The 24,558-nt window shown below is 41.9% G+C and carries 16 protein-coding genes; 6 read left to right on the top strand and 10 right to left on the bottom strand.

Annotation, left to right across the window (positions count from 1 at the left end; all coding sequences use genetic code 11):
- Positions 1–9: 9 nt before the first annotated feature.
- Positions 10–2,904 carry a valine--tRNA ligase gene (locus C3F22_RS10030; RefSeq protein WP_005234532.1) on the bottom strand — a complete coding sequence of 965 codons (2,895 nt, stop codon included), beginning with the start codon at positions 2,902–2,904 and terminating at the stop codon, positions 10–12.
- A gap of 175 nt (positions 2,905–3,079) precedes the next feature.
- Here C3F22_RS10030 and C3F22_RS10025 point away from each other — a divergent pair, with 175 nt between their 5' ends.
- From C3F22_RS10025 to C3F22_RS10015, 3 genes are all read left to right on the top strand, one after another.
- Positions 3,080–3,775: a hypothetical protein gene (locus tag C3F22_RS10025; protein WP_005234535.1), complete on the top strand. Its 696-nt coding sequence runs from the start codon at positions 3,080–3,082 to the stop codon at positions 3,773–3,775.
- Positions 3,775–4,581: an SDR family oxidoreductase gene (locus C3F22_RS10020; RefSeq protein ID WP_104426477.1), complete on the top strand. Its 807-nt coding sequence runs from the start codon at positions 3,775–3,777 to the stop codon at positions 4,579–4,581. Before C3F22_RS10025 ends, C3F22_RS10020 begins: the two co-directional genes overlap by 1 nt.
- 266 nt (positions 4,582–4,847) lie before the next feature.
- The gene (locus tag C3F22_RS10015) at positions 4,848–6,122 is read left to right on the top strand and encodes a glutaminase (protein WP_104427012.1); all 1,275 of its coding nucleotides are present in this window, start codon (positions 4,848–4,850) and stop codon (positions 6,120–6,122) included.
- A 120-nt stretch (positions 6,123–6,242) separates the two neighbouring features.
- On the opposite strand, the gene dhaK is transcribed toward C3F22_RS10015, so the two are convergent.
- Positions 6,243–7,973, bottom strand: coding sequence for a dihydroxyacetone kinase subunit DhaK (gene dhaK, locus C3F22_RS10010; RefSeq protein ID WP_104427011.1), 1,731 nt, complete (start codon positions 7,971–7,973; stop codon positions 6,243–6,245).
- Between the two features lie 274 nt (positions 7,974–8,247).
- Here dhaK and C3F22_RS10005 point away from each other — a divergent pair, with 274 nt between their 5' ends.
- Positions 8,248–8,622 (top strand): endonuclease domain-containing protein, encoded by a 375-nt coding sequence (locus tag C3F22_RS10005; RefSeq protein ID WP_104426476.1) that lies wholly within the window; start codon positions 8,248–8,250, stop codon positions 8,620–8,622.
- 229 nt (positions 8,623–8,851) lie between these two features.
- Here the strand turns inward: C3F22_RS10005 and C3F22_RS10000 are convergent, their stop codons facing one another.
- The 5 genes from C3F22_RS10000 to metH all read right to left on the bottom strand — a co-directional run bounded on the left by C3F22_RS10000 (position 8,852) and on the right by metH (position 17,644).
- On the bottom strand, positions 8,852–9,880 hold the full coding sequence (locus C3F22_RS10000) for an IS701-like element ISAba11 family transposase (RefSeq protein ID WP_081402725.1): 1,029 nt from the start codon (positions 9,878–9,880) through the stop codon (positions 8,852–8,854).
- A 39-nt stretch (positions 9,881–9,919) separates the two neighbouring features.
- Entirely contained in the window at positions 9,920–10,486 is a 567-nt protein-coding gene (locus C3F22_RS18410) for a hypothetical protein (protein WP_213064454.1), read from the bottom strand.
- A 329-nt stretch (positions 10,487–10,815) separates the two neighbouring features.
- The gene (locus C3F22_RS09990; protein ID WP_004672268.1) at positions 10,816–12,024 is read right to left on the bottom strand and encodes an IS256 family transposase; all 1,209 of its coding nucleotides are present in this window, start codon (positions 12,022–12,024) and stop codon (positions 10,816–10,818) included.
- Positions 12,025–12,283: 259 nt separating this feature from the next.
- Positions 12,284–13,449 (bottom strand): IS3-like element ISAba22 family transposase gene (locus C3F22_RS09980; protein WP_087748731.1). Its coding sequence is split into 2 segments (ribosomal slippage): positions 12,284–13,191 and positions 13,191–13,449, totalling 1,167 coding nucleotides; the frame shifts between segments, so codons are not numbered across the junction.
- 508 nt (positions 13,450–13,957) lie between these two features.
- Complete coding sequence (metH, locus tag C3F22_RS09970) at positions 13,958–17,644, bottom strand: methionine synthase (RefSeq protein ID WP_104426474.1); 3,687 nt, start codon at positions 17,642–17,644, stop codon at positions 13,958–13,960.
- A 516-nt stretch (positions 17,645–18,160) separates the two neighbouring features.
- On the opposite strand from metH, the gene C3F22_RS09965 reads away from it, so the two are divergent.
- Positions 18,161–19,780: an inorganic phosphate transporter gene (locus C3F22_RS09965; protein ID WP_104426473.1), complete on the top strand. Its 1,620-nt coding sequence runs from the start codon at positions 18,161–18,163 to the stop codon at positions 19,778–19,780.
- 451 nt (positions 19,781–20,231) lie between these two features.
- On the opposite strand, the gene C3F22_RS09960 is transcribed toward C3F22_RS09965, so the two are convergent.
- The 3 genes from C3F22_RS09960 to C3F22_RS09950 all read right to left on the bottom strand — a co-directional run bounded on the left by C3F22_RS09960 (position 20,232) and on the right by C3F22_RS09950 (position 23,616).
- Positions 20,232–21,773, bottom strand: a complete 1,542-nt coding sequence (locus tag C3F22_RS09960) for a hypothetical protein (RefSeq protein WP_104426472.1) — start codon at positions 21,771–21,773, stop codon at positions 20,232–20,234.
- Between the two features lie 167 nt (positions 21,774–21,940).
- Positions 21,941–22,885 carry an ABC transporter substrate-binding protein gene (locus tag C3F22_RS09955; RefSeq protein ID WP_104426471.1) on the bottom strand — a complete coding sequence of 315 codons (945 nt, stop codon included), beginning with the start codon at positions 22,883–22,885 and terminating at the stop codon, positions 21,941–21,943.
- Between the two features lie 113 nt (positions 22,886–22,998).
- On the bottom strand, positions 22,999–23,616 hold the full coding sequence (locus C3F22_RS09950) for a rhomboid family intramembrane serine protease (RefSeq protein WP_104426470.1): 618 nt from the start codon (positions 23,614–23,616) through the stop codon (positions 22,999–23,001).
- A 158-nt stretch (positions 23,617–23,774) separates the two neighbouring features.
- Here C3F22_RS09950 and nfuA point away from each other — a divergent pair, with 158 nt between their 5' ends.
- On the top strand, positions 23,775–24,413 hold the full coding sequence (nfuA, locus tag C3F22_RS09945) for a Fe-S biogenesis protein NfuA (protein WP_004783039.1): 639 nt from the start codon (positions 23,775–23,777) through the stop codon (positions 24,411–24,413).
- Positions 24,414–24,558 lie beyond the last annotated feature (145 nt).

The raw sequence follows: 24,558 nt of genomic DNA, 5'->3' as shown, positions 1-24,558 counted from the left end.
AACAACACATTAAAGCGCCGCAATTTGCTCCATATTCGCTTTAATCTTCGCTAACTGATCAGCAAACTCAGCAAGTTTTACTTTCTCGCCTTCAACCACAGCAGCAGGGGCTTTTGCCACAAAACCTTCATTTGCAAGTTTAGTTGCAATTTGGTCATGCTGCTTTTGAACCTTGTCTAAGTCTTTTTGTAGGCGTCCCAATTCCGCTTTCGGGTCAATCAGACCTTTCATTGGAACGAATACAGATACGTGACCAACAACAGAAGAAGAAGACAACGGTGGTTGTTCGCCATCAGCTAGGAAAGTGATGCTTTCAACTTTCGCCAATGCTTTAAATAACGCTTCGATGCGTGTGATCTGTGCTTTTTCCGCATCAGTCGTGTTTTGAAGAAGAACAGGCAACAAACGAGCATTACCTAAGCCCATCTCACCACGGATGTTACGTACAGCACCGATCAAACCTTGTAGCCATTGCATGTCTGCTTCAGCCTGTTCGTTGATCTTCGCTTCATCTGCAACAGGGTACTGAGCCAGCATGATAGTCTCGCCAGAGATCCCCAGTTTAGGAGCAAGCGTTTGCCAGATTTCTTCAGTCAGATACGGCATGATTGGGTGAGCAAGACGTAAAGACGCTTCCATCACAGCCAATAATACGCGACGAACTTCAGCTTTACGCTCTTCAGATACGCTTTCATCATTCAGAACCGGTTTGGTCAGCTCGACATACCAGTCACAGTATTCATTCCAGATAAATTCGTAGATCGCTTGAGCAGCAAGATCAAGACGGTAAGTCGCGAATGCTTGCTGAACCGCTTGTTCTGCTTTTTGCAGACGGCTTACGATCCATTGTTCAGGCAATTCCCACAGATCAGGACGTGCAGTTTGACCAACGGTTTGACCTTCCACGTTCATCATCACGAAACGTGTACCGTTCCAGATTTTGTTGGCGAAGTTACGGTAACCTTCAACACGTTTCATGTCGAACTTGATGTCACGGCCAGTGTTGGCAAGTGCACAGAATGTGAAACGAACTGCGTCAGTACCATAAGCCTGAATACCTTCAGGGAATTCTTTACGGGTAGATTTCTCAATCTTCGCAGCCTGTTTTGGATTCATCAGACCGAAAGTACGTTTTTGTACCAAGGTTTCCAGATCAACACCGTCAATCAGGTCTAATGGGTCAAGTACGTTACCCTTAGACTTAGACATCTTCTGACCTTCGCCATCACGTACCAGACCGTGTACATACACAGTTTTGAATGGTACTTGTGGTGTGCCATCTTCATTTTTCATGAAGTACATGGTCAGCATGATCATACGTGCAACCCAGAAGAAGATGATGTCAAAACCTGTCACCAATACATCTGTTGGGTGGAATGTATTTAAGAAGTAGTTTTCTTTGTCTTTTGCTTCATCGCCAGTCCAACCTAAAGTTGAGAATGTCCAAAGACCTGAAGAGAACCAGGTATCCAGTACATCTTCATCCTGTTTCAATTGAACATCGGCAGGGATGTTGTTTTTCGCACGAACTTCAGCTTCGTCACGACCAACATATACGTTGCCTTCAGCATCGTACCAAGCAGGGATACGGTGACCCCACCACAATTGACGCGAGATACACCAGTCTTGGATGTTGTTCATCCACGCCATGTACATATTGCTGTACTGTTCAGGAACGAATTTGATGCGACCGTCTTGAACCGCTTCAATCGCTGGTTTCGCCAGTGGCGCGATTTTCACATACCATTGGTCAGTCAGTAATGGCTCAACGATCACGCCTGAACGGTCCCCGCGAGGTGGTTTCAGGGTGTAAGGTTGGATTTGATCTAACCAGCCTTCAGCTTCAGCTTGAGCTACCAGCTTTTTACGCGCTTCAAAACGCTCTAAACCGATGTAGTCTGCAGGAGCAGGAATGGTTTTAGAAATCTGCTCGCCCGCTTTTTCGATATATTCAAACTCAGCCAGAACTTCGGCATTTTTGTTGAAGATGTTGATCAGTGCCAGACCACAGCGTTTACCCACTTCATAGTCATTGAAGTCGTGCGCAGGCGTAATTTTCACACAGCCTGTACCGAATTCTTTTTCAACATATTCGTCAGCAACGATGGCAACTGTACGGCCAGTAATTGGCAATACAATATTTTTGCCGACAAGATGTGCATAACGCTCATCTTCAGGGTTGACCGCAACCGCAGTATCACCAAGTAATGTTTCTGGACGAGTGGTGGCAACGACAATATGGTCTTTGCCATCTTGAGTGCGAAGCGATTTATCTTCAAAGAAATATTTGAAGTGCCACAATGAGCTTTGTTCTTCTTTATCAGATTCTACCTCAAGGTCGGACAGGGCAGTTTGCAATTTAGGATCCCAGTTCACCAGACGTTTACCGCGGTAAATCAGGCCTTCTTCATGCAGTTTCACGAACACTTCTTTAACGGCATTGGATAAACCTTCATCCATGGTAAAGCGTTCACGTGACCAGTCTACTGAAGATCCCAGACGACGGATTTGACGGGTAATGTTACCGCCAGACTGTTCTTTCCATTCCCAAACTTTTTCGATGAACTTTTCACGGCCCAGATCATGACGGCTTACGCCTTGAGCACCTAACTGACGCTCAACAACCATCTGGGTTGCAATACCCGCATGGTCAGTACCTGGCTGCCATAAGGTATTTTTGCCTGACATACGATTATAACGAGTCAAGGCATCCATGATGGCATTGTTAAAACCATGACCCATGTGCAAGCTACCAGTGACGTTTGGCGGCGGAATCATGATACAGAATGATTCACCTTTTTGAGACGGCTTGAAGTAACCGCGCTCTTCCCAGGTTTGGTACCATTTTTTCTCGATCTCGGTCGGATCGTAGGTCGTAGCAATATTTTGCGCTGAATCAGTCATAGTCTAAACAGATCAAAAGTGGATAAAAAATTGCATCTATTGTAGCAAAAAAATCAAGCCATGCGGCAGCTTAACCAAAAGCAAACTTTCGCCAATTGGCAGTTGCCTGAACTCAACGTATGATAGGTTGATAAAAACGCGACTCATCGCAGACGATTAAAAAAAGGATAACAAGATGAGCTATAGCATTTCTCTCAAGATTCACCCCGATACCCATCAACGCTTTAAAGACCTGCATTCCCGATTTAATGCTGGCGAACAGGAAAGTCTGGCCAAACTGCTTGGTGAAAATCTGGCCGATATTGCCTGTGAAATTATTGACCAGATTTTTGGTCGTGTGGTGCAGCTCTCTAGCTCCCCAGATCAGGAATCTGAAAAAGTCATTCAACAGATTTTAGAAACCACACGCAAATATATGCCGTGGTCGGTTTCGTTTTTTGGTAATGACCGACTGATTCCCATGGTGAACTATCTGTACAAGATGACCCATGAAAATGAGGACGGATATTTTGTTCGCTATTCGGTAGAGCGCATGCTGATCACGGAACTGCTGGGCTGCGTGGAGCAGATGAAAAGTGGCAATAATCAGTATGTCTCACCGGCCTTGAAGGCTTTTATCCAAGTGGTGGATCAAGGAGTGACGCATCTGGTGCGTGAACCAAAAAAGATGCTGAAATTTAATGTGGTGGTGGATAAAACATTGAATGGTGTGATTCACCTGACCACACAACTGGGTTATAAACGTTTTGATAAACTCGGTAGCCTCTATGATGCGGATACCATGAGTTATTATTTTGAGCAGTTGCTGGCATTTCTGGAAGATGAAATGCCGCCAGGCACATATTCATATAAAGAGGGTGACAGGATTTAATGGCAAAACTAGAAAATTTACAGGGAAAAGTCGTCTGGATTACCGGAGCATCTTCAGGAATTGGTAAGGCACTGGCCGAAGAATGTGCTGCACAAGGTGCGCAGATAGTATTGACCGCACGACGTTTGGAAGAACTGGAAAAAGTCCGTACGAGACTGGTGAATCCTGATCAGCACATCTCAATCGTAGCCGATATTACTGATGAAAATCAGGTACGCACAGCCTATGAACAGGTGCTGAGTGAGAAAGGCCGCATTGATTGGCTAATCAATAATGCCGGACTCAGTCAGCGTGCCCTGATTCAGGAAACCACCATGCAGACTGAACGCGCCATTATGGAAGTCGATTATTTCTCTCAGGTGTTTTTGACCAAAACCGTTTTACCGACATTTTTAAGACAAAAATCTGGTCGGATTGCCTTTATTTCCAGTGTGGCCGGTCTACTTGGAACTCAATATCGAGCGTCTTATTCAGCAGCCAAAGGCGCGATTCATATATGGGCCAACAGCCTGCGCGCTGAAATGGCAGATCAGGGTATTCAGGTATCCGTGATTTTCCCGGGCTTTATTAAAACCAATGTATCTTTTAACGCCTTAAATGGGGAAGGTAAACCTCAGGCCAAGCAGGATGAAGCAATTGAAAACGGTCTGGAACCGGCTGATTTTGCCCGTCAGACTGTAGAAGCATTGAAACGTGGCGAAGAATATATCGTGGTGGGTGGCTCTAAAGAAAAACTAGGTGTTTTAGTTTCACGTCTATCGCCAAAAGTGTTGTATAAGATGATTCGCAAAACTAAGGTGAAATAATCTGCTTGAAAGATCAAGCTGGTTGTCATCGGTTACAGGTTTATTGCTTGATAGAAATAGACCTGTAATCTGAAAATAATGTGCTCATCTTTATGATTTATCTATTTTAAGATTCCTTATTTAGTCTAGTTAAGTCTTCTATTTTTTCTATCTCTTTTGCCCATATCCCATTTTCACAACATAAAACTGCATAAAAGTAGCAAAACCGCCTTCAGTATTCAGTTTTAATAAAAATGATATAAAATATTGAGATGGGAGCATTTGCCGTGAAAACGCCGGTACCGGATTACTTGAACCATGTGCTTTCTGCTTGCCATGATAATAAAAAAGGCGCACTGGCAGATTACATTCCTGAACTCGCGTCGGTTAATCCTGACAAGCTCGGGCTTTCGCTATCGACCGTAGACGGGACTATCTATTCTGCCGGAGATGATGACCTTGAATTTACCATGCAGTCGCTTTCCAAGCCTTTCGCTTATGCGCTGGCAATCAAGGAGCTAGGGCTAAAACAGGTACTGGAAAAAGTGGGTGTGGAACCTTCGGGAGAGGCCTTTAACCAGATTTCGTTGGAAAAAGAACGCAATATTCCCAAAAACCCGATGATTAATTCTGGCGCGATTACTACACATTCCCTAATTCCTGCCAAGAAAACGGTATCACGTGCTGAACAGTTACGCCGTTTTCTTAGTGGACTGGCAGGACGGGAATTGTCTTTTGATGAGCAAGTTTATAATTCGGAAATTAAAACAGCTTTTCGTAACATGTCGATTGGTTACATGCTGCGTACTGTTGGTGTGCTGGATGAAGATCCTAAAGAAATCGTGCATGGCTATATCAAGCAGTGTGCGATTAAGGTCACCGTCAAAGATCTGGCCGTGATTACCAGCATATTGGCCAATGGTGGTGTGCATCCCAAGACAGGGAAGCGCATGCTGGATCGGGCTTTAGTCCGGCAATTACTCAGTGTCATGCTGACCTGCGGTATGTACGATGCTGCCGGTGACTGGTTGACTACAGTTGGTATTCCAGCCAAGAGTGGCGTGGCAGGTGGCATTATTGGAGTGCTGCCAGGGCAAGTGGGAATTGCGGTATTTTCTCCGAAAATTGATGAGCATGGTAATAGTGTGCGTGGGGTCAGAATCTTTGAAAATCTGTCGCACGATATGGGACTGCATCTAATGGAAGGTACGCCGTCAGCACAGACCATTTTGCAAAGTCGTTACACAGTGGGGAAAAAGAATAACGTCGTGGTTTATGAACTGCGTGGAGTGCTTCAATTTACTGAGTCTGAAATGCTGCTACGCATTTTGCAGGATGAACCTGAAGGTAAAAGTACCATTATTCTCGATTTGACCAATCTCACTTTGATACATGATGTGGGTGCCCGAATGCTGTTTGAAGGTGTCGATCGTTTAAAGCAGGATGGACATAAAGTGCTAGTTGTAGACTCAGAAGGTTTGCTGGATAAAGATCAATTAAAGGGTAGAAAAAGAGTCGTGATGACGGAGGAGTTGGAGAAGTTTTTGGAGAGATTTAAATAAAGGAATGGAATCCCCCCTAAATCCCCCTTTTACAAAGGGGGACCCCATATGGATCAAATAACAATATTAAATTCGCGTGGTTCCTCTCTTTTCTAAAGGGAGGTTAGGAGGGATTTTTAATTATTTAATATGCTCAGCAATATCAGTAAAGATCACACCTAAACCATGCGCACCAGCATCCGGATAGCCCAAGCTACGGTCACCGACCGTACCGGCACGACCCATACGCGCCACGATATATTTGGTCGATTCCGCACCTTTTACCGCAGCGGCTGCACCCAACACAAAGTTTTCTTTAAATGTTTTATCGGTATTAGCAGACCAGGAATCTGCACATGGCACTAAAGCATCAATCAGGGTCTTGTCACCAACAACTGCTCCACGACCAAATGAACGCTCACCGGTAACTTGAATACCTTTCACTGCTGCTTGCAGCATCTCGGCAAAATCTGCCACAGTTAATGTGGTTTTACCTTGAATGGCTTTACTCGCTGCACGAAATGCTGAACCCCAGATTGGACCTGATGCACCACCACAGTGTTCCATAATAATCATTGAACTATTTAGCAAGAATTCATCCATGTGCTGGGTTTGAATCAGGCTTTGCCATTCGCGTTTCAGCTGTTTAAAACCTTTAGCTACACTCATGCCAAAGTCACCATCACCTGCATGGGCATCCAGCTCGCAGAATGGCACTTCGTTTTTGATAATGCAGGCAGCCATCACATCGACCACATAACGCATATTTTCAATCGTGAACTGTTCATTTTGAATTTCAGCATGTTCGGGCTGAGTTTCGACTTCCGTATTTATTACATCTTCTGCTGCGGCATTTTTTGTTGAGAAGATTAAAGGCTGTGCTGCTGAACCATCCATTTTAAGAGCGGGCGTGTTCGCCTCTGCATCTAAATAGCCTTTTAGTTCATCATCCACAGCTAGCAATGACACCGAAGCACCGTTCATGTCGATACTGGTCATGTAGTTGCCGACAAAAGTACGGTAAATCTTGATGCCTTTGCGCGCCAAATGTTCGCACACATCATTATTAAAGACATACAGCTCTTGCATTGGCGTTGAACCAAAGCCATTCACTAGAACAGCAACTTCTTGCATGTCAGGGCGATCGAGGAACAGATCATCGATAATACGTTGCGCCAGTTCTTTAGACGGCAGGATTTTTTCACGACGGATCCCCGGTTCACCATGAATGCCAACACCGTACTCCATCTCATCATCAGCTAAAATGAACGTTGGTGTGCCTTTGGCTGGAACGGTACAAGAGGTAAAGGCAAAACCAAGGCTAATCACATTATTCGCAGCTTTTTGTGCCAGTTCTTTAACACGTGCTAGTTCATACCCTTTAGAGGCAGCAGCACCGGCAATCTTATGCACGAAGATTGTACCGGCAACACCACGACGACCGACAGTGTATAAGCTGTCTTTTACTGCGATGTCATCAGCGACTTTTACGTAATCAACTTTGATGCCATCTTCAGTCGCTAAGGCAGCACCATTCTGGAAGTTCATCATATCGCCAGAATAGCTTTTAATAATCATCAACACGCCTTTGTCAGTCGCCACTTGCTGCAAGGCTTTATAAACCTGAATTTGTGAAGGTGAGGCGAACACGTCCCCACATACAGCAGCATCCAGCATGCCTTGACCGACAAAGCCTACATGCGCTGGTTCGTGACCGCTACCACCACCACTGATCAGGGCGACATTTTGGTGTTTTTCTTTTCGAGAAATGATTTTATAAGATTCATTAAATGCCAGTTCTGGATGTGTCAGGACAAAGCCTTTGCACATTTCGACAACGATGTTTTCAGCACCGTTCATGAGTTTCTTCATTGGAATACCAATAGTCATTGATTTGGGAGATAAATTTATTGGTCTATTATTCATGAAAGTGATGAATTTTGCAGACTTAAAAGTGTAAAAGCGGATGATTTAGGAGTGATGGGTTAGAAAAGGGGCGCATATTTGATAAATTAAATCCCTCCCGACCTCCCTTTGAAAAAGGGAGGAGCTGTCACGTAATTTATTTGTTTACGTGGAGTCCCCCTCTTTGTCCTTGCGCCATATATGGCTCAGGATTAGGAGAGATTCTAAAAAGAGAATAACAATGAAACCCTATAATAAAAACCTAAAACAAGCCTCGCGTGACTTACGCAACAACCTGACCGATGCTGAAAAGCTGCTATGGTCAAAACTTCGAGGTAAGCAAATATTAGGTTTGCAGTTTTATAGACAGAATCCAATTTTAAATTACATTGTGGACTTCTACTGTCCTGCTGCCAATTTGGTGATTGAGTGTGATGGTAGTCAGCACTTTACAGATGAAGGTTTGGAAGTAGATCGGATGAGGGATGATGCTCTGGCTCAACTTGGATTGAAGGTGTTTAGGTTTGATAATGGGCAATTGGTGGAGCAATTGGATAGTGTGGTGGAAGTGATTTATCAGTATTGTTTGAATCAGTTAGCTACTGAATCCCCCTAAATCCCCCTTTTACAAAGGGGGACTTGCCATGAATTTGATCGCGGTTGCGGATTCGTGTGGTTCCTCCCTTTTTTAAAGCGAGGTTAGGAGGGATTTTTTATTGAGAATACGAATTCACATGCTGGTGTAGCTGAATGATCAAATTTTTCGTAACGAAATTCAATTTGTTTATCATGTAAGATGTCTACAAAATTTTCCAAGCTATAAATATTATAGGACTTACGCACTATTATTTATAGATTCTCTGTGGTAGCAGATGATTTTTATCGAGAATAAAGTCATCAATGAAGTTTTTGATAATTGGTCTAAATAATTTCTTCTGCCAACGATATACATTTTCAAAGATCCGCTCAAACTGGTTCTTTTGTATCTCAACGTAGGCCATCAAGGCTGAAAAAATATGATTCAAAATCAGTTTAGATCGTCTTACTTGAAACTTTTCAATATGACAAACCTGTTTAATCACCCGGTGATATTGCTCTATTTTCCAATGACTTGAATGTAATTCATGAAAACCCTCAAAGGACAATAAATCATCTTCATCTTGATGCACAATATAAAACCTCTGCTGTTCTTTTAACTGAGTCTTAAATAATTGTACAAAGCCAAAATCTTTGAGCCAGACCACTTGACCCTGATGGAAATCTGGCAATAAACGCAGTTGAAACCATTGTCCTTTTTCTGGGGAAACCTTACGGTTACAGTCGATACCAAACATAAATCGAATACCATATTTTCTTATGGTTTTTAGATTTCCAGTCGATGAATACCAACTATCACCTGTAATAAATTGAATCTTTGCACCCCAACTGAGTACTTCACTTAACATATCCATAAAGTAATCATTCTTGGTTTTACTTTCAGATTTGTCATAAATTCGGAAATTAATTGGAATATTTTGACCATTTTGATCTGTCGCATACAAGGTAATGAGATTAATACCCTTGACGGATCGGTGGTGTTTGCCTGACCAAAAATAGCTAACCAAGTCCATATGTTGACTATATGGTTTATCTAAAACAGTATCATCAATACTGACTATAAGTTTATTATTATCAATATGTTGAATTGATTCTTGATATAGGTCGTGAGGTGTGTAGTCTTCACGCTCTAGAAAGCGATTTACACTATCATGCGAGATATTATAAGTCTCGGCAAGTTGTGTGCAGCTAATAGAGTTCGGTTCTGTCATGAGAAAGCCCATATAAATGGGTAATGTACAAGTTGCTGTAGAAGCATGTTTAATTCGTCTAATCACAGATACTTTATAAAGTATTTTAATACTTTTTTGAATCCGTCAATGCGTAAGTCCTATATTATTAATTTGATCTTGACTTAAACTAACATTAAGTGACTTTTTGAGCAGGTAGTTTATCACTTCAATGAAGATGCTTAGATGTTTGTTCATAAGATTAAGGTCATAGATAAATACTTTAATTTTCAACTTTTTTACAATATCTTCAGTGCCTTGGATATAGTAGGTTAATGTAGAAGAATTAAACACTTCATCTAGTTTAATTAGTTTAGATCCAAACCAAATTTCATCGCCAATATCAGAATATTTAACTTGGAGTTCATAGGCACTTAAGAAATTTTCTGCTTGATATACATTCCAGCCACTTCCCAATGGGATAGGAATATCAACTAAATTTTTCCTTTTTACATTTCTGTGTTTGATGATAGTAAATGAATCGAATAGTTGTTTATAATTTGCGATTTTATGGATTTTGATATGATGAAACCATTCATCAATCAATTCTTCATGTGCTCTAAAATTTAAAACTAAAGAAAATTTTGTAATGGGAATGAGCTTTTTATCTTCGACAAAAAATTGAAGTCTTACGAATATTTCTTCATATTTCATATATAAAAGGAAAACCCATAGAAATGGTAAATAAAATATTGTCAAAATGATTGGGATAAAGAAGTCTTGTAATGTTTGGAGGTTTGCAAAATTTGAGAAATCTCTAAAAAGCTTAATTAAAAAATGAACCAAAAAAATGAAAAAAATAACAGTTAATAAGTAGTCAATAATTCTCTTAACTTTCTGCTGTTCTATACTGTCATTAGCAACAGTACTCAAAATAGCTAAAAAAGTAATAAAGGGAATAATTACTATTAATTCTATGAAAAAATTAAATGTATGAAAATTAACAATGAAGAGGGTGTAAATAATTCTGTGTAAATACAGTTTTAAAAATACTTGGTTACACGCTCTTCAAACATGATACTAAAGCGATTCATGGCAGCTTTCCAATTCTGAATAGGCATCGTCCATTTTTTGCTTGCTGCCATAATTGCTAAATATACCACCTTTTTCACGGAATCATCAGTTGGGAAGATTTTTCTTTTCTTGGTTGCATGGCGGATAACGCTGTTCAATGATTCAATCGCATTCGTCGTGTAAATCGCTTTGCGAATATCCATAGAATAAGCGAAAAACGTGTTTAGATTCGACCAGTTGGCAAGCCATGACTTGCTGATTTGAGGATACTTCTCATCCCATTTTTGTCCAAATTCATCTAAAGCCTGTAAGGCTGCGTCTTCTGTAACAGCTTGATATATCTTTTTTAAATCGGCTGTGACAGCTTTGTAGTCTTTCCAACTCACATATTTAAGGTTGTTGCGTACCATGTGGATGATACACAACTGAATATGCGTATCAGGGTAAATTGTATTGATTGCATCAGGAAAGCCCTTCAGTCCATCTACGCAGGCAATCAGAATATCCTTTAACCCACGATTTTTCAGTTCTGTAAGGACTGAGAGCCAAAATTTAGAACCTTCGTTTTCTGACATCCACATACCTAATAAGTCTTTCTGTCCGTCTGTATTGACACCTAATGCCAGATACACCGCTTTGTTAATAATCGTACTATCTTGACGCACTTTCACGACGATACAATCCATATAGACAATAGGATAAAGGGCATCCAATGGTCGATTTTGCCATTCTATTACTTGTTCTTTAACTGCATCCGTCACTTTGGAAATAAGCGTTGGGGAGACGTCCGCATCGTACATTTCCTTGAATGTGGCAACGATATCTCGTGTCGTCATGCCTTTGGCGTATAGGGATAGGATTTGGCTATCCATTTGTGTGATACGGGTTTGACTCTTCTTGATCAGCTGGGGCTCAAAAGTGCCATCACGATCTCTAGGCGTGTCTAGTTCAAATTCACCATCATCAGTAAATAGCCGTTTGGTTGTATAGCCATTACGTGTATTTTTGCCTATACGAGGACTATTCTTCTCATAGCCTAAATGTTCAGTCAGTTCAGCATTGAGTGCAGTTTCAACGGTGAGTTTCTTTAAAGCTTTACTGAAATTATTCAGGTCAGCTTCTGTTTTTAAGTTCTTAGCAAATTCTTTTGCCAATGCCAGCATTGCTTCATCTTTCATGGTAAACACCTGTGTTGCCCCCCAACAGCGTTGAGGGATAGTTTAAGCGTTTACACAGTTTTATTTACAGTCTCCAATGAATTGAAGAAGTATACTTAAGTTTATTGATGATTTTATTGTTTTTAGAAAGAAATTTTTTGAATTTTCTCTAATTGTATTTATATTGAATAAAGTACCTATCGCAAATGTTATATACCAAAAAAATGTGTTTTTAATCTGATATACGCTGAATTATCAGGAGACTTTCCCTTGGGAGATTTTAGGCAGCCAACTTATAAAAGTCTTCGGCCATTTGATTTGGTGTCTTAAAACCCAAACCCTTTTGAATTCTTCGATGATTATAAAATAACTCAATGTATTTTATAATATCTGCTTTGGCTTCTTCTCTGGTTTGATAGTTGTAATGATGCACTAACTCATTTTTCAGTATTCCCCAAAAGCTTTCAATCGGTGCATTATCGTAACAGTCTCCGCGCTTGCTCATTGAACCTTGAAAACCATATTGCTCAAGTATATTTCGATATTCATGGCTGCAATATTGACTTCCTCTGTCTGAATGCACAATCAGTTCTTTGGTTGGTTTTTGATTGTGAATAGCCATATTTAGCGCATTACAAACAAGCTGTGTTGTCATGCGCTCATTTAAGCTATAGCCAACCACTTGCTTCGTGTAAAGGTCTTTTACCGCTGCTAAGTACAGCCATCCTTCAACAGTCCATATGTACGTAATATCACTTGACCATGCTTGATTTGGTCTAGTCATTGAGAATTGTTGCTCCAGCAGGTTTTCATAGATCGCTCGATTATGGTCACTATTCGTAGTCCTTTTAAAACGCTTGTGTCGCTTACAATACAGGTGGTTCAGCGCTTTTATCTGACGTACAGCGTACATACTCATTTTTATGCCCTGAGCTTGTAAGTATTTGGTTAATCGAATATAACCATAGCTCTGCCTTGTCTCCTCATGGGCTATTTTCACCAATATCGTCTGTTGATTTCGTTGAATCGTTCTTTTGCTCACACCTCTCTTGAGCCAATCATAAAAACATGAAACTGAAACATGAAGTAATCGAGCCATTAAGGTAATTGGAAATGAATATCTTTTTTGTTTCATATAGGCGTACCTTACTGACTTTCTTTGGCAAAGTACGCTGCTGCCTTTTTTAAAAATTCACGTTCCATTTCAGCTATTTTGAGCTGTTGTTTAAGTTTTTTATTTTCTTCGAGTAGAGCGTTTAGATCAGGTGAATACTGTTTTGTACCTGCTAAAGTTCCAGCCTTTGCTTTGGTATTCCAATTTGAAAGAGTTTGCATTGAAATGCTAAGTTGTCTAGCTGTTTCCGAGACATTGCCTTGATTGGCTTCAATTAATTTGATGGCTTCAGCTTTAAATTCTGTGGTGTAAGTCTTGTATTTCTTGCTCATGGTAAACTCCTGATGAGTGTGTTTAGTTTACCAAGTTAAAACCTCCTGTTTTTTCAGCACACATCAATCTGGCTAAAATCCCAAATTTTAAGTTGGGAGAGAAGCAATATAATCAGTGCTAGATATGAAGTAGTGAATATAATTGAAGTAATGATTTTTGTTTGAAAAAAAGCTTTGATCAAAGCTATAAGAGAATTTCTGAGCTGAGGATTTTTTAAGGAAAAAAATATTAATGCAACGATAAATATAGTTCCCCAAGTGATAGAAGCTATTTCTCTTGTATTAAATTGATCCATATTAGAGATTGTCTTTAATTTTAATAACTTATCATAACTTAATTTTTAGAGCTGTTTAATCCCTCCCAACCTCCCTTTAAAAAAGGGAGGAGGTATAACGTAATCAATTTGATGCGTGAAATTCCCCTCTTTGTAAAAGAGGGGTTAGGGGAGATTCAAAATTAAAAATCCCCTCACTCGAGGGGATTTTTTATATCGAAACTAAATGACCCTTAAACCACAGAATCATCCAAATTCGGCGCTAACCAACGTTTCGCCTCATCCAAGATCCAACCTTTACGCTTCGCATAATCTTCTAGTTGATCGCCAGAGATTTTGCCCACGTTAAAGTATTCCGTTTCAGGGTTTGCATAATAGAAACCGCTCACTGATGAAGGTGGCCACATTGCAAAGCTAGAAGTCAGGTAAGTCCCCATCTTCTCAGTCGTACCTAACCAGTCGAACAATGGTGCTTTTTCAGAATGTTCAGGACAAGCAGGATAGCCCGGTGCAGGACGGATGCCGACATACTTCTCTTTGATCAATTCATCATTGTCCAGAGTTTCGTCAGCCTGATAGCCCCAGAACTCTTTACGGATCCGCTGGTGCAGATGCTCAGCAAAAGCTTCGGCAAAACGGTCACCTAAGGCTTGAACCATAATCGCATTATAGTCATCACCTTTGGCTTTATATTCCTGAGACAGCTCTTCCGCACCGAAGATCGAAACGGTAAAGCCGCCAAGGTAATCCTGAGCTACATCTTTCGGTGCAATAAAGTCAGCCAAAGAGTAATTCGCTTTACCAGTGACTTTGTCAGACTGCTGACGTAAGTGCTCGAAGGTATGCGTTACATTGCCAGCTTCATCAGTCACAGCAACCGTATCTGAACCGGTACGATTTGCAGGGTAGATGCTGAACGTTGCACGCGCATCGAAACGTTTATTGTCGATAATGTCTTTCAACATCGCTTGCGCTTGTGCATACAGGTCACGTGCTGCTTCACCAACGACTTCATCTTCAAGGATTTTCGGGAATTTGCCCGCAAGACTCCAAGAAATGAAGAACGGTGTCCAGTCAAAGTATTCCACCAAAGTTTCTAAAGGATAATTGATGAACGTCTGTGAACCAATGAAGTTTGGTTTAAATGGTGCATTCTTGTCGAAGTCAATTTTAAAACCATTTTCAACCGATTCAGCATAAGACAGCTTCGCAGCTTTTGGCTGTTTGTTGGCAAGACGGGTACGGATTTTTTCATAATCCGCTGTATAGTCTGCTGCCAGTTTTGGCTTCATTTCTGCAGATAGCAGTTGAGTTGCCACACCTACAGCACGAGATGCATCAGCTGTGTAGTACACGCCATCATTCTGGTATTGAGGGGCAATTTTCACAGCAGTATGTGCTTTAGAAGTCGTCGCGCCACCAATCATCAATGGAATGTTAAAGCCTTTACGCTGCATTTCTTTGGCAACAAACACCATCTCGTCTAGTGAAGGGGTGATCAGGCCAGACAAACCGATGATGTCAACTTTTTCATCAATCGCAGTTTGTAGAATTTTTTCACATGGCACCATGACACCAAGATCGACCACGTCATAACCGTTACAGCCCAGTACCACGCCAACGATATTCTTACCGATGTCATGTACGTCGCCTTTTACGGTCGCCATCAGGATTTTACCTTTGGCTTCGCCTTGAGTTTTTTCTGCTTCGATGTACGGGTTCAACCAAGCCACGGCCTGTTTCATCACACGTGCAGATTTCACTACCTGTGGCAGGAACATTTTACCGGCACCGAACAGGTCACCGACCACGTTCATACCGGCCATTAATGGGCCTTCGATCACGTCAAGTGGACGAACGGCTTTCAGGCGAGCTTCTTCAGTATCTTGGTCGATATAAGTGGTAATACCTTTAACCAACGCATATTCAAGACGCTTTTCAACCGGTTCATTACGCCATTCAAGGTTTTCTTCAGATTTTTGCGCGCCACCTTGACCACGGTATTTTTCAGCAATTTCAAGTAATTTTTCAGTTGCTTCATTTCCGCTTTCACCCTGGTTACGGTTCAGGATCACATCTTCAACCGCATCTTTCAGATCTTTGTCGATGTCATCATAAATCGCCAGCTGACCAGCATTCACGATACCCATGGTTAAGCCTTGCTGGATACCGTAGTACAGGAATACCGCATGGATCGCTTCACGTACCGGCTCATTCCCACGGAAGGAGAAGGATACGTTTGAGATACCACCAGAGATCATCGCATTTGGCAGGTTCTGTTTGATCCAGCCAGTCGCTTCGATGAAATCAACTGCGTAGTTGTTATGTTCTTCGATACCGGTTGCTACCGCAAACACGTTCGGGTCAAAGATGATATCTTCAGACGGGAAGCCAACCTCATTCACCAGCACGTCATAAGAACGCTTACAGATTTCTTTTTTGCGTTCCGCAGTATCAGCCTGACCATTTTCATCAAATGCCATCACGATCACCGCAGCACCGTACTGACGGCAGAGGCGGGCACGTTCTACAAACTCGTCATAACCTTCTTTCAGGGAAATCGAGTTAACAACCGCTTTACCTTGGACGCATTTCAGACCAGCTTCAATGATTTCCCATTTAGAGGAGTCAATCATGATTGGCACACGAGAAATATCAGGTTCAGATGCCACCAGATTCAGGAAGTGCACCATCGCACCTTCTGAATCGAGCATGCCTTCATCCATGTTGATGTCGATGATCTGTGCACCGGCTTCAACCTGTTGACGCGCAACATCTAAAGCTTCGGCAAAGTTCTCTTCTTTGATCAGACGCAGGAATTTTTTCGAACCAGTGACGTTGGTACGTTCACCGACGTTAACGAACAATGAATCTTTAGTGATGTTAAATGGTTCCAAACCACTTAAACGGCATGCTGGCTCAATTTCTGGCACTTTACGCGGCGCAATACCTTCAACGGCTTGAGCAATCGCACGGATGTGATCTGGTGTCGTACCACAACAACCACCAGTGATGTTGATCAGACCACTTTCCGCAAATTCTTTAATGAAAGCTGCAGTTTCTTCTGGAGTTTCATCATAACCACCGAAAGCATTTGGTAAGCCGGCATTCGGATGTGCTGAAACAAAGGTATCAGCAACGTCAGATACAGTTTTTACGTGTGGACGCATGGCATCTGCACCTAGAGCACAGTTAAAACCAATCGAAATTGGTTCTGCATGACGCATCGAGTTCCAGAACGCTTCTGCAGTTTGACCAGTCAGGGTACGACCAGACGCATCGGTAATCGTACCGGAAATCATGATTGGCAATTCAGTGCCAAGTTCTTTAAACACTTCCTGCACTGCAAAGATCGCAGCTTTGGCATTTAAAGTATCGAACACAGTTTCGATCAGGATGATATCGACACCACCCTCAATCAAGGCCTTGGTTGATTCGATGTAATTCACTTTCAATTCGTCAAAAGTGATATTACGGAAGGCAGGGTCATTTACATTTGGAGAAATAGAAGTGGTTCGTGATGTCGGTCCAATCACACCTGCCACAAAACGTGGTTTTTCCGGCGTTGAATATTTTGCACAAGCTTCTTTAGCCAGACGCGCCGCTTCACGGTTGATCTCAGGAACCAGATCTTCCATGTGATAGTCAGACATTGAAACACGGGTACCATTAAAGGTATTGGTTTCAATAATATCGGCACCAGCTTCAAGATATGCTTCATGAATGCCTTGAATAATCTGTGGCTGAGTCAGCACAAGTAAGTCGTTATTGCCTTTAAGGTCGTATGCCCAATCAGCAAAACGCTCACCACGATAATCGGCTTCTTCCAATTTATGGCGTTGGATCATGGTACCCATCGCACCATCGATAATTAAAATTCTCTTGGCAAGAAGTTCTTTTAGGGTGGCAAGTGTGGACATTCAAACTTTCTCAGTAAGCATCAAAAACGGCAATAATCTTAACAGATTAGTGCGCAGTTTTCTGTAACGCTTATACAGAATGCTGGATATGCTTGATATGAAAATTTGATAAAGAAACTCAAGCCGGTATAGAAAGTTGAAAACAGATGGAAATCTGGAAATTAAAGTTCTTGATAAAAGCGTGCGACTGGAAAATAAAATGTAAGCAGCTTTCATCAGAGTGTCATATAACAAAGCTAATCTTTAATCAAATATGACAGGCTCGGAAATATGACAGCCGGGTAGGAATGATCAGATATATTGCAAAACATGAATAAAGCTGGGCGATTCAAGCGTTTTATTTTTAATAAATAATTGATTATATTTGTATATTTTTAAAATTTAGAGCATGTGGTTACAGGATAAACGGCAACGAGAAAGTCTAAAAAACTGGTTTATATGACAGCACTTTGTCATATAATTGTCACAATTTAATTGAACAATATGGGGATTCTTGAATCCTCTATTCCTGCTTGCATGAATTCTAATCAAACTCCCTTAGGTTCAGCACAACAGTCGCCTTCTGATAAGCCGGCCAATGTTCATGTGCCAACACCGAAATTTTTTATGCCGGTGTTTCTGACTCTAATTATCTCCACGCTGATCTATATCGGCTTCCAATTGACCTCAGATTTAGCTCATATTCCACCGATCGGTCTGTATTCAATGATTCTTTTAGGCACGGCGTTATTCATTGCGCTGGGCTTTGAATTCGTCAACGGTTTCCACGACACGGCCAATGCGGTTGCCACCGTGATTTATACCAATGCATTATCTGCACCGGTTGCAGTCATGTGGGCAGGTTTCTGTAATTTCCTTGGGGTAATGGTGGCCAGTGGTGCTGTTGCATACGGAATCATTGCATTATTGCCTGTCGAACTGATCATGAATGTCGGCACAGGTGCCGGTTTTGCCATGGTCTTTGCCATGCTGATCGCTGCGATTCTCTGGAATCTGGGCACCTGGTTTCTTGGCATTCCTGCTTCCAGTTCACATACCCTGATCGGTTCGATTCTGGGTGTAGGCATCATGAACTACCTGCTAAATTCAGGTGGTGGTGCTTCCGGTGTGGATATGGAGCAGGTGCTGAAAGTCGGTAAAGCATTGCTGTTCTCACCTTTGATCGGTTTTGCTTTTGCTGGAGTGCTATTTCTGCTGGTGAAAAAGATCTTCAGAAAGCAGCTTGAACTGTTCAAGCCACCTGAAGGGAACAAGCCACCGCCACCGCTGATTCGTGCCATTCTGATCTTTACCTGTACAGGTGTAAGCTTCGCGCACGGTTCAAACGATGGTCAAAAAGGTATGGGTCTGATCATGTTGATCCTGATCGGCTGTGTACCTTTGGCATATTCACTGAACAAAAATCTGGATGCAGCTCATATCCAGTCTTTTGGCCAGTTGTCTGCGCAAACGGCTGATGCGATTTATCCGCAGCATGAAGATATTCCGGATGAGAAGGCTCGTGCCATCATTACCACATACATTCAAACTAAAGAATTGAATGCTGAGGTTGTTCCTGCACTGGCAAGCTTGACGGATCACTTGGGTGATAAAGTCGGTAGCTACAGCAATATTAAAGATGTCCCAGAAACGCAAGTTTCAGAATTCCGTAATGATATGTACCTGAGCACCACAGCGTTTAAACGTCTGGATAAAGCAGAAGCTTTACCGGCAATGAGCGAGGCTCAGGAAAAAACCGTCGACGAATACCGTGACAATCTGGATTCATTCCTGCAATACATTCCGACCTGGGTAAAAGTCGCAACAGCCTTGGCACTTGGTCTGGGAACGATGGTCGGCTGGAAACGAATTGTCGTGACGGTTGGTGAACGGATCGGTAAAGAACATATGACTTATGGTCAGGGCATGTCTGCTGAGTTGGTTGCCATGTCTACAATTGCAGCTGCTGATGGCTTTGGTATGCCGGTTTCTACTACTCACGTTCTGAACTCTGCGGTTGCAGGTACCATGGTGGCGAATAAGTCTGGCTTGAACTTCAAAATGGTGAAATCGATTCTGTCTGCTTGGGTATTCACCTTGCCAGCAACGATCTGTTTATCAGGTGGTTTGTACTGGATTCTATTGAAAGTGTTCTAAGAAATTCGATGTAAAAAACGCTGCTTAGGCAGCGTTTTTTTATGGGTGCTAGAAAAGTTTTAGCCTTAAGAAATAGCGATTTTCTTTCTGAAAATAAGAGACTTTTTATTATCTCATGGCTTTTAGAAATATAAGGGATGATGCTCCCTCTCCCTATGGGATGAGTAGCATTGCTGCGCAAGGGGGTGAGGGTAATCAGAAGGGTAAAAGTACTTTCAATAGAGAGATTAATAGCTAATTTCAACTAAATGTAAAAAATGAGTATTTCTTAGTCTTACTTTTGAAAGATGAGAAGTGCACTTCGCAAGGTAACAAAAATCTTTTGTTAGGCTGATGATACTTCCTGAGTATCTTTACAAGCACTGCTTGTGAAAGATACGCAAGACAGCCTAACGGCGACATCCATGTCACCTGACCAATAAAATTGATTTCATCTTTATTTCAGAAAAAATTACTTCTTCAACTTACCCAACAATCCCTTCGGCAGTTTATCCGTTGCAAAACCATAAAGCGCGGCAAATGGTAGAGCAGTACGTGCCAGATAAGCCACACGCCATAAACCGCCATGATTCGCGCCTGACATCATCAATTCAAGTGGGTGATTGAGTTGTACATCAGGATTTGCAACAGACTCAGAGTTGCGTAAGTCATGAATCCACAGGGCTGCCATAATCGCATTAGTGGTTTCAGGTGCAAACGCTTCTACATCAAACAGGCTGGCACCATTAAACGCAGCTTTCAGCAGTGGATTCTTGGTCACTGAATAAGTCGTTGTTGAAGGAGCGATATTGATGCTCACTTGCTGCCCGCTGGCACGAGCCAATGTTGCACGCCATTGCTGGATACGTTTAGCCAGTGCATAGTTTGGACCTTGCTCAACGACCAGACAGTCGCAAACACCATAGGACTTGTCGCCAACCTTAAACAGATCCTGCTTATTTTTCTGGAAAAAATGCTTGCGTGAAATCAGTGAAATGCCTTTGGTTAAAGTACTTTCCAGTTTCGACAACTGCTGGTATTTGCTTTGTGAAGCCTGAACCACTTCTTCTGGAACTGCATATACATCCGTCGGGGTGCACATATACATCAGGCTGGTATTGGCTTTCTGCTCACTGACATATTTCATAATGGCATCCATTGCCATAGAAACACGGACGTGCTTTTCACCGTCCAGATAAGCAATTGCCGCGAGATCCAGATCCTGTTTGAACTGAATCAGCCATTGGGCAATTTCAGGAATCTGGGTGAGCAGGTTAGCCCCTAGCTTTTCTTTTAAAACTTCCAGTGAAGTATCAGTTGGCAGCGCTTCAACTGATGGTGCATATAAAGTGGCGTTGCCTTGACTAACCGTATCTAAAATCTTGCCCCACACCCGGGTATTCGGTAGATCGATCGCGACGATATTGGCTTTCCATTTCGACAACCAGGTCAGTGGACCTGCTTCAGAAGCGGCACCAAATAGAACAGTGGTACGATCGGATAGGTCAAACCATTCCGGATGGGCAATACATTCACGTAGCGCATTGGCATGACTAGGTTCGACAATGCCACGCTCTTCCCAAGACTGGATCTGATCCAGTAATGCTTGTCCTTGCAGCTTTTTGCCATGGTAAGGCACATACCATTCTGGGGCTTTTTCAGACTGGCCTTTCAGCTGGAAAGTATTCAGGTTCTGCGCAGGCAGAGACATCACATCTTTTAGTAGATACTTCTGGCCATCACGATAAAACTCAAAGCTAGCATGTGCGGTTTTCAGGCCTTGCTTGGCAATACTCAATGCTGCACCCGCAGAGCGTAATCCACCTTCAACCAGATGTTTAAAGTGTAGTGGATATTGCTTACGCCAGTTCTTTTCCTGTTGTGCTGCAGTAGCATGTACAGGATCGACTGTGCCTAAGGCTTCAGAAATAATGTTACGGCCGATTTTCGATGTGCTTGGTTTTTGTTGTGAAGCAGAAATGGGAAATTGAAGACCGTCTAGGGAAGTGGACATGCAAAATATCTCGCGACTTACAGCAATTAATATACAGATGTATACATTATCGCTGCTAAGTTGCTTCCTGGGTTGGCATTAAATTCCAGTCTTGAGCGTTAATTTATTACGAGATGTTTCAAGGAAAAAGGAAGCTCGAAACTTCCTTTTTAGTAATGGATTAAAAATTAATTTGCTGTGCCTTTAATGAGTTCTTCCAACATGAAAGCGGTATTGTCCAAACCGGCACCGGTGATGTACCAAGCATCAGCATTCACATAGATCACTTTTTTCTCTGCCAAGGCTTTGGCATTTTTTAGGGCAGGGTGTTTCTGAATATTATCCTGAGCGGTATATTTCTGGGTATTCACCGCACCACGATCCAGAACAATGATGTAATCCGGATTCTTCTCAACGGCTGCTGTAATACGCTGAACATTTTTCTCCGCTGCTTTCAATGCTTCCTGAGAGCCTACTTCTGGACGGGGTGCATTTGACTGTTCAGAGGGGTCCAATACCGGTTTAAAACCTGCTAATTCATAAACAAAGCCAAAACGGTCATTTTCTGCATGTGGCATAAAATTTTCACCGACTGCAAACAGCATCAGTGCAGTTTTGCCTTCAGTCTGCTTTTTCAGTTGTTGCTGCAGCGTTGCGATTTTACTAAGCTTTTCAGTAGCAATTTTCTCTTTACCAAATGCACGAGCCAAGACATGGGTACGTTCCGTCAGATCGGCAATATATTGGCTAGTATCTGGAGAAAGGTCTAAAGTCGGAGCAATACCTTTAACAGCCTCTGCTTTAGAAGCCGAACGGCCACCGACAATAATCAGGTCAGGTTTAGCAGTTTTTAGTACATTGAGATCCGGTTCGAACAGTGAACCAGCTTTGGTGAATTTGCCCTGCTGGTATTTGCTTAAATTGCCTGCAAAGCTTGCTGCAGGCACCAGCTGAGCTTCAAGCCCTAGTGCATTCAAGGTATCCAGTGCAGATAGGTCATATACTGCGATCTTTTTCGGAGCTTTTTTAAGTTGAATATTTTGGTCTTTATAGTCGAAAGTGACCTGTGCAGAAACTGTAAAAGAAGTTGTCAGTCCTAATATTGTGGCAAGTGCTAAAGTCTTAAATTTCATGTTTATTCCTCTAAATTCGCGACAAGATTAGTATAATTTATAGAAATGAAAATCATTTTCATATGTGAATAATTAAAAAAGGGATAATGGCTATCCCTTAATCATTCAAAACTTTAGAAGGGGATTTGAGTCAGTTTATTCAGGAAATGCGGAATAAGTCGTGGTTCCAGAATAATCGTCATCACCACACCATAAGCCGCACCCCATAGATGGGCACTGTGATTGATATTGCTGTTGCCGCGCTTGCCCGACCAGATACTATAGGCCACATATAAAACAGCAAAAATAATCGCAGGGACTGGAATAAAGAACACGAAAATCAGCTTCCATGGTTCAAACAGAATATAAGCGAACAGAACCGCGGATACTGCACCAGAAGCACCCAAGCTGGCCCAGCGCGCATCATTTTTATGTTTCAGATAACTTGGCAAAATCGCTGCAACCAGACCACCAAGATAAAACAGAATAAAGCCCAGATCATATAAATACTGGCGATAAAAACTTTCAATAATGCTGCCGAAAAAGAACAGCGTGATCATATTGAACAGTAAATGCGTGCCATCTGCATGGATAAAACCATGGGTAATGAAACGGTCATATTGACCACGTTGCATGGCAGGCGGCCAGAAAATCAGACGATTCATTACCTTTTCTTTTGAAAAAGCAATAAAAGAAACAATACAGGTGATCAGAATAATAGTGACGGTATGATTAAAAGACAAATCAAGCATATAAGTAATTCTGGTTCTATCTATTTGACAATGATCATGCCATTAAAACAAATCTAAAGTGCGACTTTTATAATAAATCCGACAATTTTGGTTGAATTTTTATAATTACCCCGCATCTTCAGTTAAAATAGCAGCTTCAGCTTGAGGAAATTATTGTTATGTCGACTGAGAACAGCAACACTCCGGTTGCAGAAGAAATTCCAAATCTTTTGATTACACCGACAGCACAAGAGTATTTAAAGGATCTATTGGACAAACAGAATACACCAGGTATTGGCGTACGTGTGTTTGTAGAAAATCCGGGTACACCGCGCGCTGAATGTTGCATGGCTTATAGTGCACCTGATGAGGTTGTACCTACAGACTATAAGCAGGAATATCCAGATTTTCCGGCCTATATAGACTCTCCGTCAATTCCATACTTGCTAGATGCAGTTATTGACTACAATAAAGACCGTTTTGGTGGTCAGCTGACTTTCCGTGCACCAAATTCTAAAGTGCCACGTGTGGGTCCTGATGCCTCTGTAGAAGAACGTATTACTTATGTGCTTCAGTCAGAAATTAACCCAGGTCTGGCAGGTCATGGTGGTAACTGTGCACTGGTTGAAGTGGTTGAAGATCCTGAGCATGGCTTAACTGCGGTTCTTAAATTTGGTGGTGGTTGCCAAGGCTGTTCAGCAATTGATGTGACTTTAAAACAAGGCGTTGAAACAACCTTGAAACAGCACATTCCTGAGTTGGCACGTGTCGTTGACCAGACTGACCATACCCAAGCTGAAGGTGCTTATTTCAAATAAGTCTCTAATAAAATTTAGCTTGTAAGAAATACCTCGAATAATCGGGGTATTTTTTTTATTTGTATTTGATAGTGATAATAATTATCAATAGCGATTGTATTTGTAATTACTTTTGTTACAATGCGTCACAATTCCAGCAATATTT

The organism is Acinetobacter sp. ACNIH1, from assembly GCF_002934695.1.
Lineage (GTDB): Bacteria > Pseudomonadota > Gammaproteobacteria > Pseudomonadales > Moraxellaceae > Acinetobacter > Acinetobacter variabilis.
Note: the sequence above shows the minus strand (reverse complement) of the source record. Positions and strands in the feature narration are given on the sequence as shown.

Coding starts and splice junctions, on each gene's coding strand:
- C3F22_RS10030 (WP_005234532.1), bottom strand. CDS start 2,904: ATGACTGATTCAGCGCAAAATATTGCTACGACCTACGATCCGACCGAG.
- C3F22_RS10025 (WP_005234535.1), top strand. CDS start 3,080: ATGAGCTATAGCATTTCTCTCAAGATTCACCCCGATACCCATCAACGC.
- C3F22_RS10020 (WP_104426477.1), top strand. CDS start 3,775: ATGGCAAAACTAGAAAATTTACAGGGAAAAGTCGTCTGGATTACCGGA.
- dhaK (WP_104427011.1), bottom strand. CDS start 7,973: ATGAAGAAACTCATGAACGGTGCTGAAAACATCGTTGTCGAAATGTGC.
- C3F22_RS10005 (WP_104426476.1), top strand. CDS start 8,248: ATGAAACCCTATAATAAAAACCTAAAACAAGCCTCGCGTGACTTACGC.
- C3F22_RS18410 (WP_213064454.1), bottom strand. CDS start 10,486: ATGAAATATGAAGAAATATTCGTAAGACTTCAATTTTTTGTCGAAGAT.
- C3F22_RS09990 (WP_004672268.1), bottom strand. CDS start 12,024: ATGAAAGATGAAGCAATGCTGGCATTGGCAAAAGAATTTGCTAAGAAC.
- metH (WP_104426474.1), bottom strand. CDS start 17,644: ATGTCCACACTTGCCACCCTAAAAGAACTTCTTGCCAAGAGAATTTTA.
- C3F22_RS09965 (WP_104426473.1), top strand. CDS start 18,161: ATGAATTCTAATCAAACTCCCTTAGGTTCAGCACAACAGTCGCCTTCT.
- C3F22_RS09960 (WP_104426472.1), bottom strand. CDS start 21,773: ATGTCCACTTCCCTAGACGGTCTTCAATTTCCCATTTCTGCTTCACAA.
- C3F22_RS09955 (WP_104426471.1), bottom strand. CDS start 22,885: ATGAAATTTAAGACTTTAGCACTTGCCACAATATTAGGACTGACAACT.
- C3F22_RS09950 (WP_104426470.1), bottom strand. CDS start 23,616: ATGCTTGATTTGTCTTTTAATCATACCGTCACTATTATTCTGATCACC.
- nfuA (WP_004783039.1), top strand. CDS start 23,775: ATGTCGACTGAGAACAGCAACACTCCGGTTGCAGAAGAAATTCCAAAT.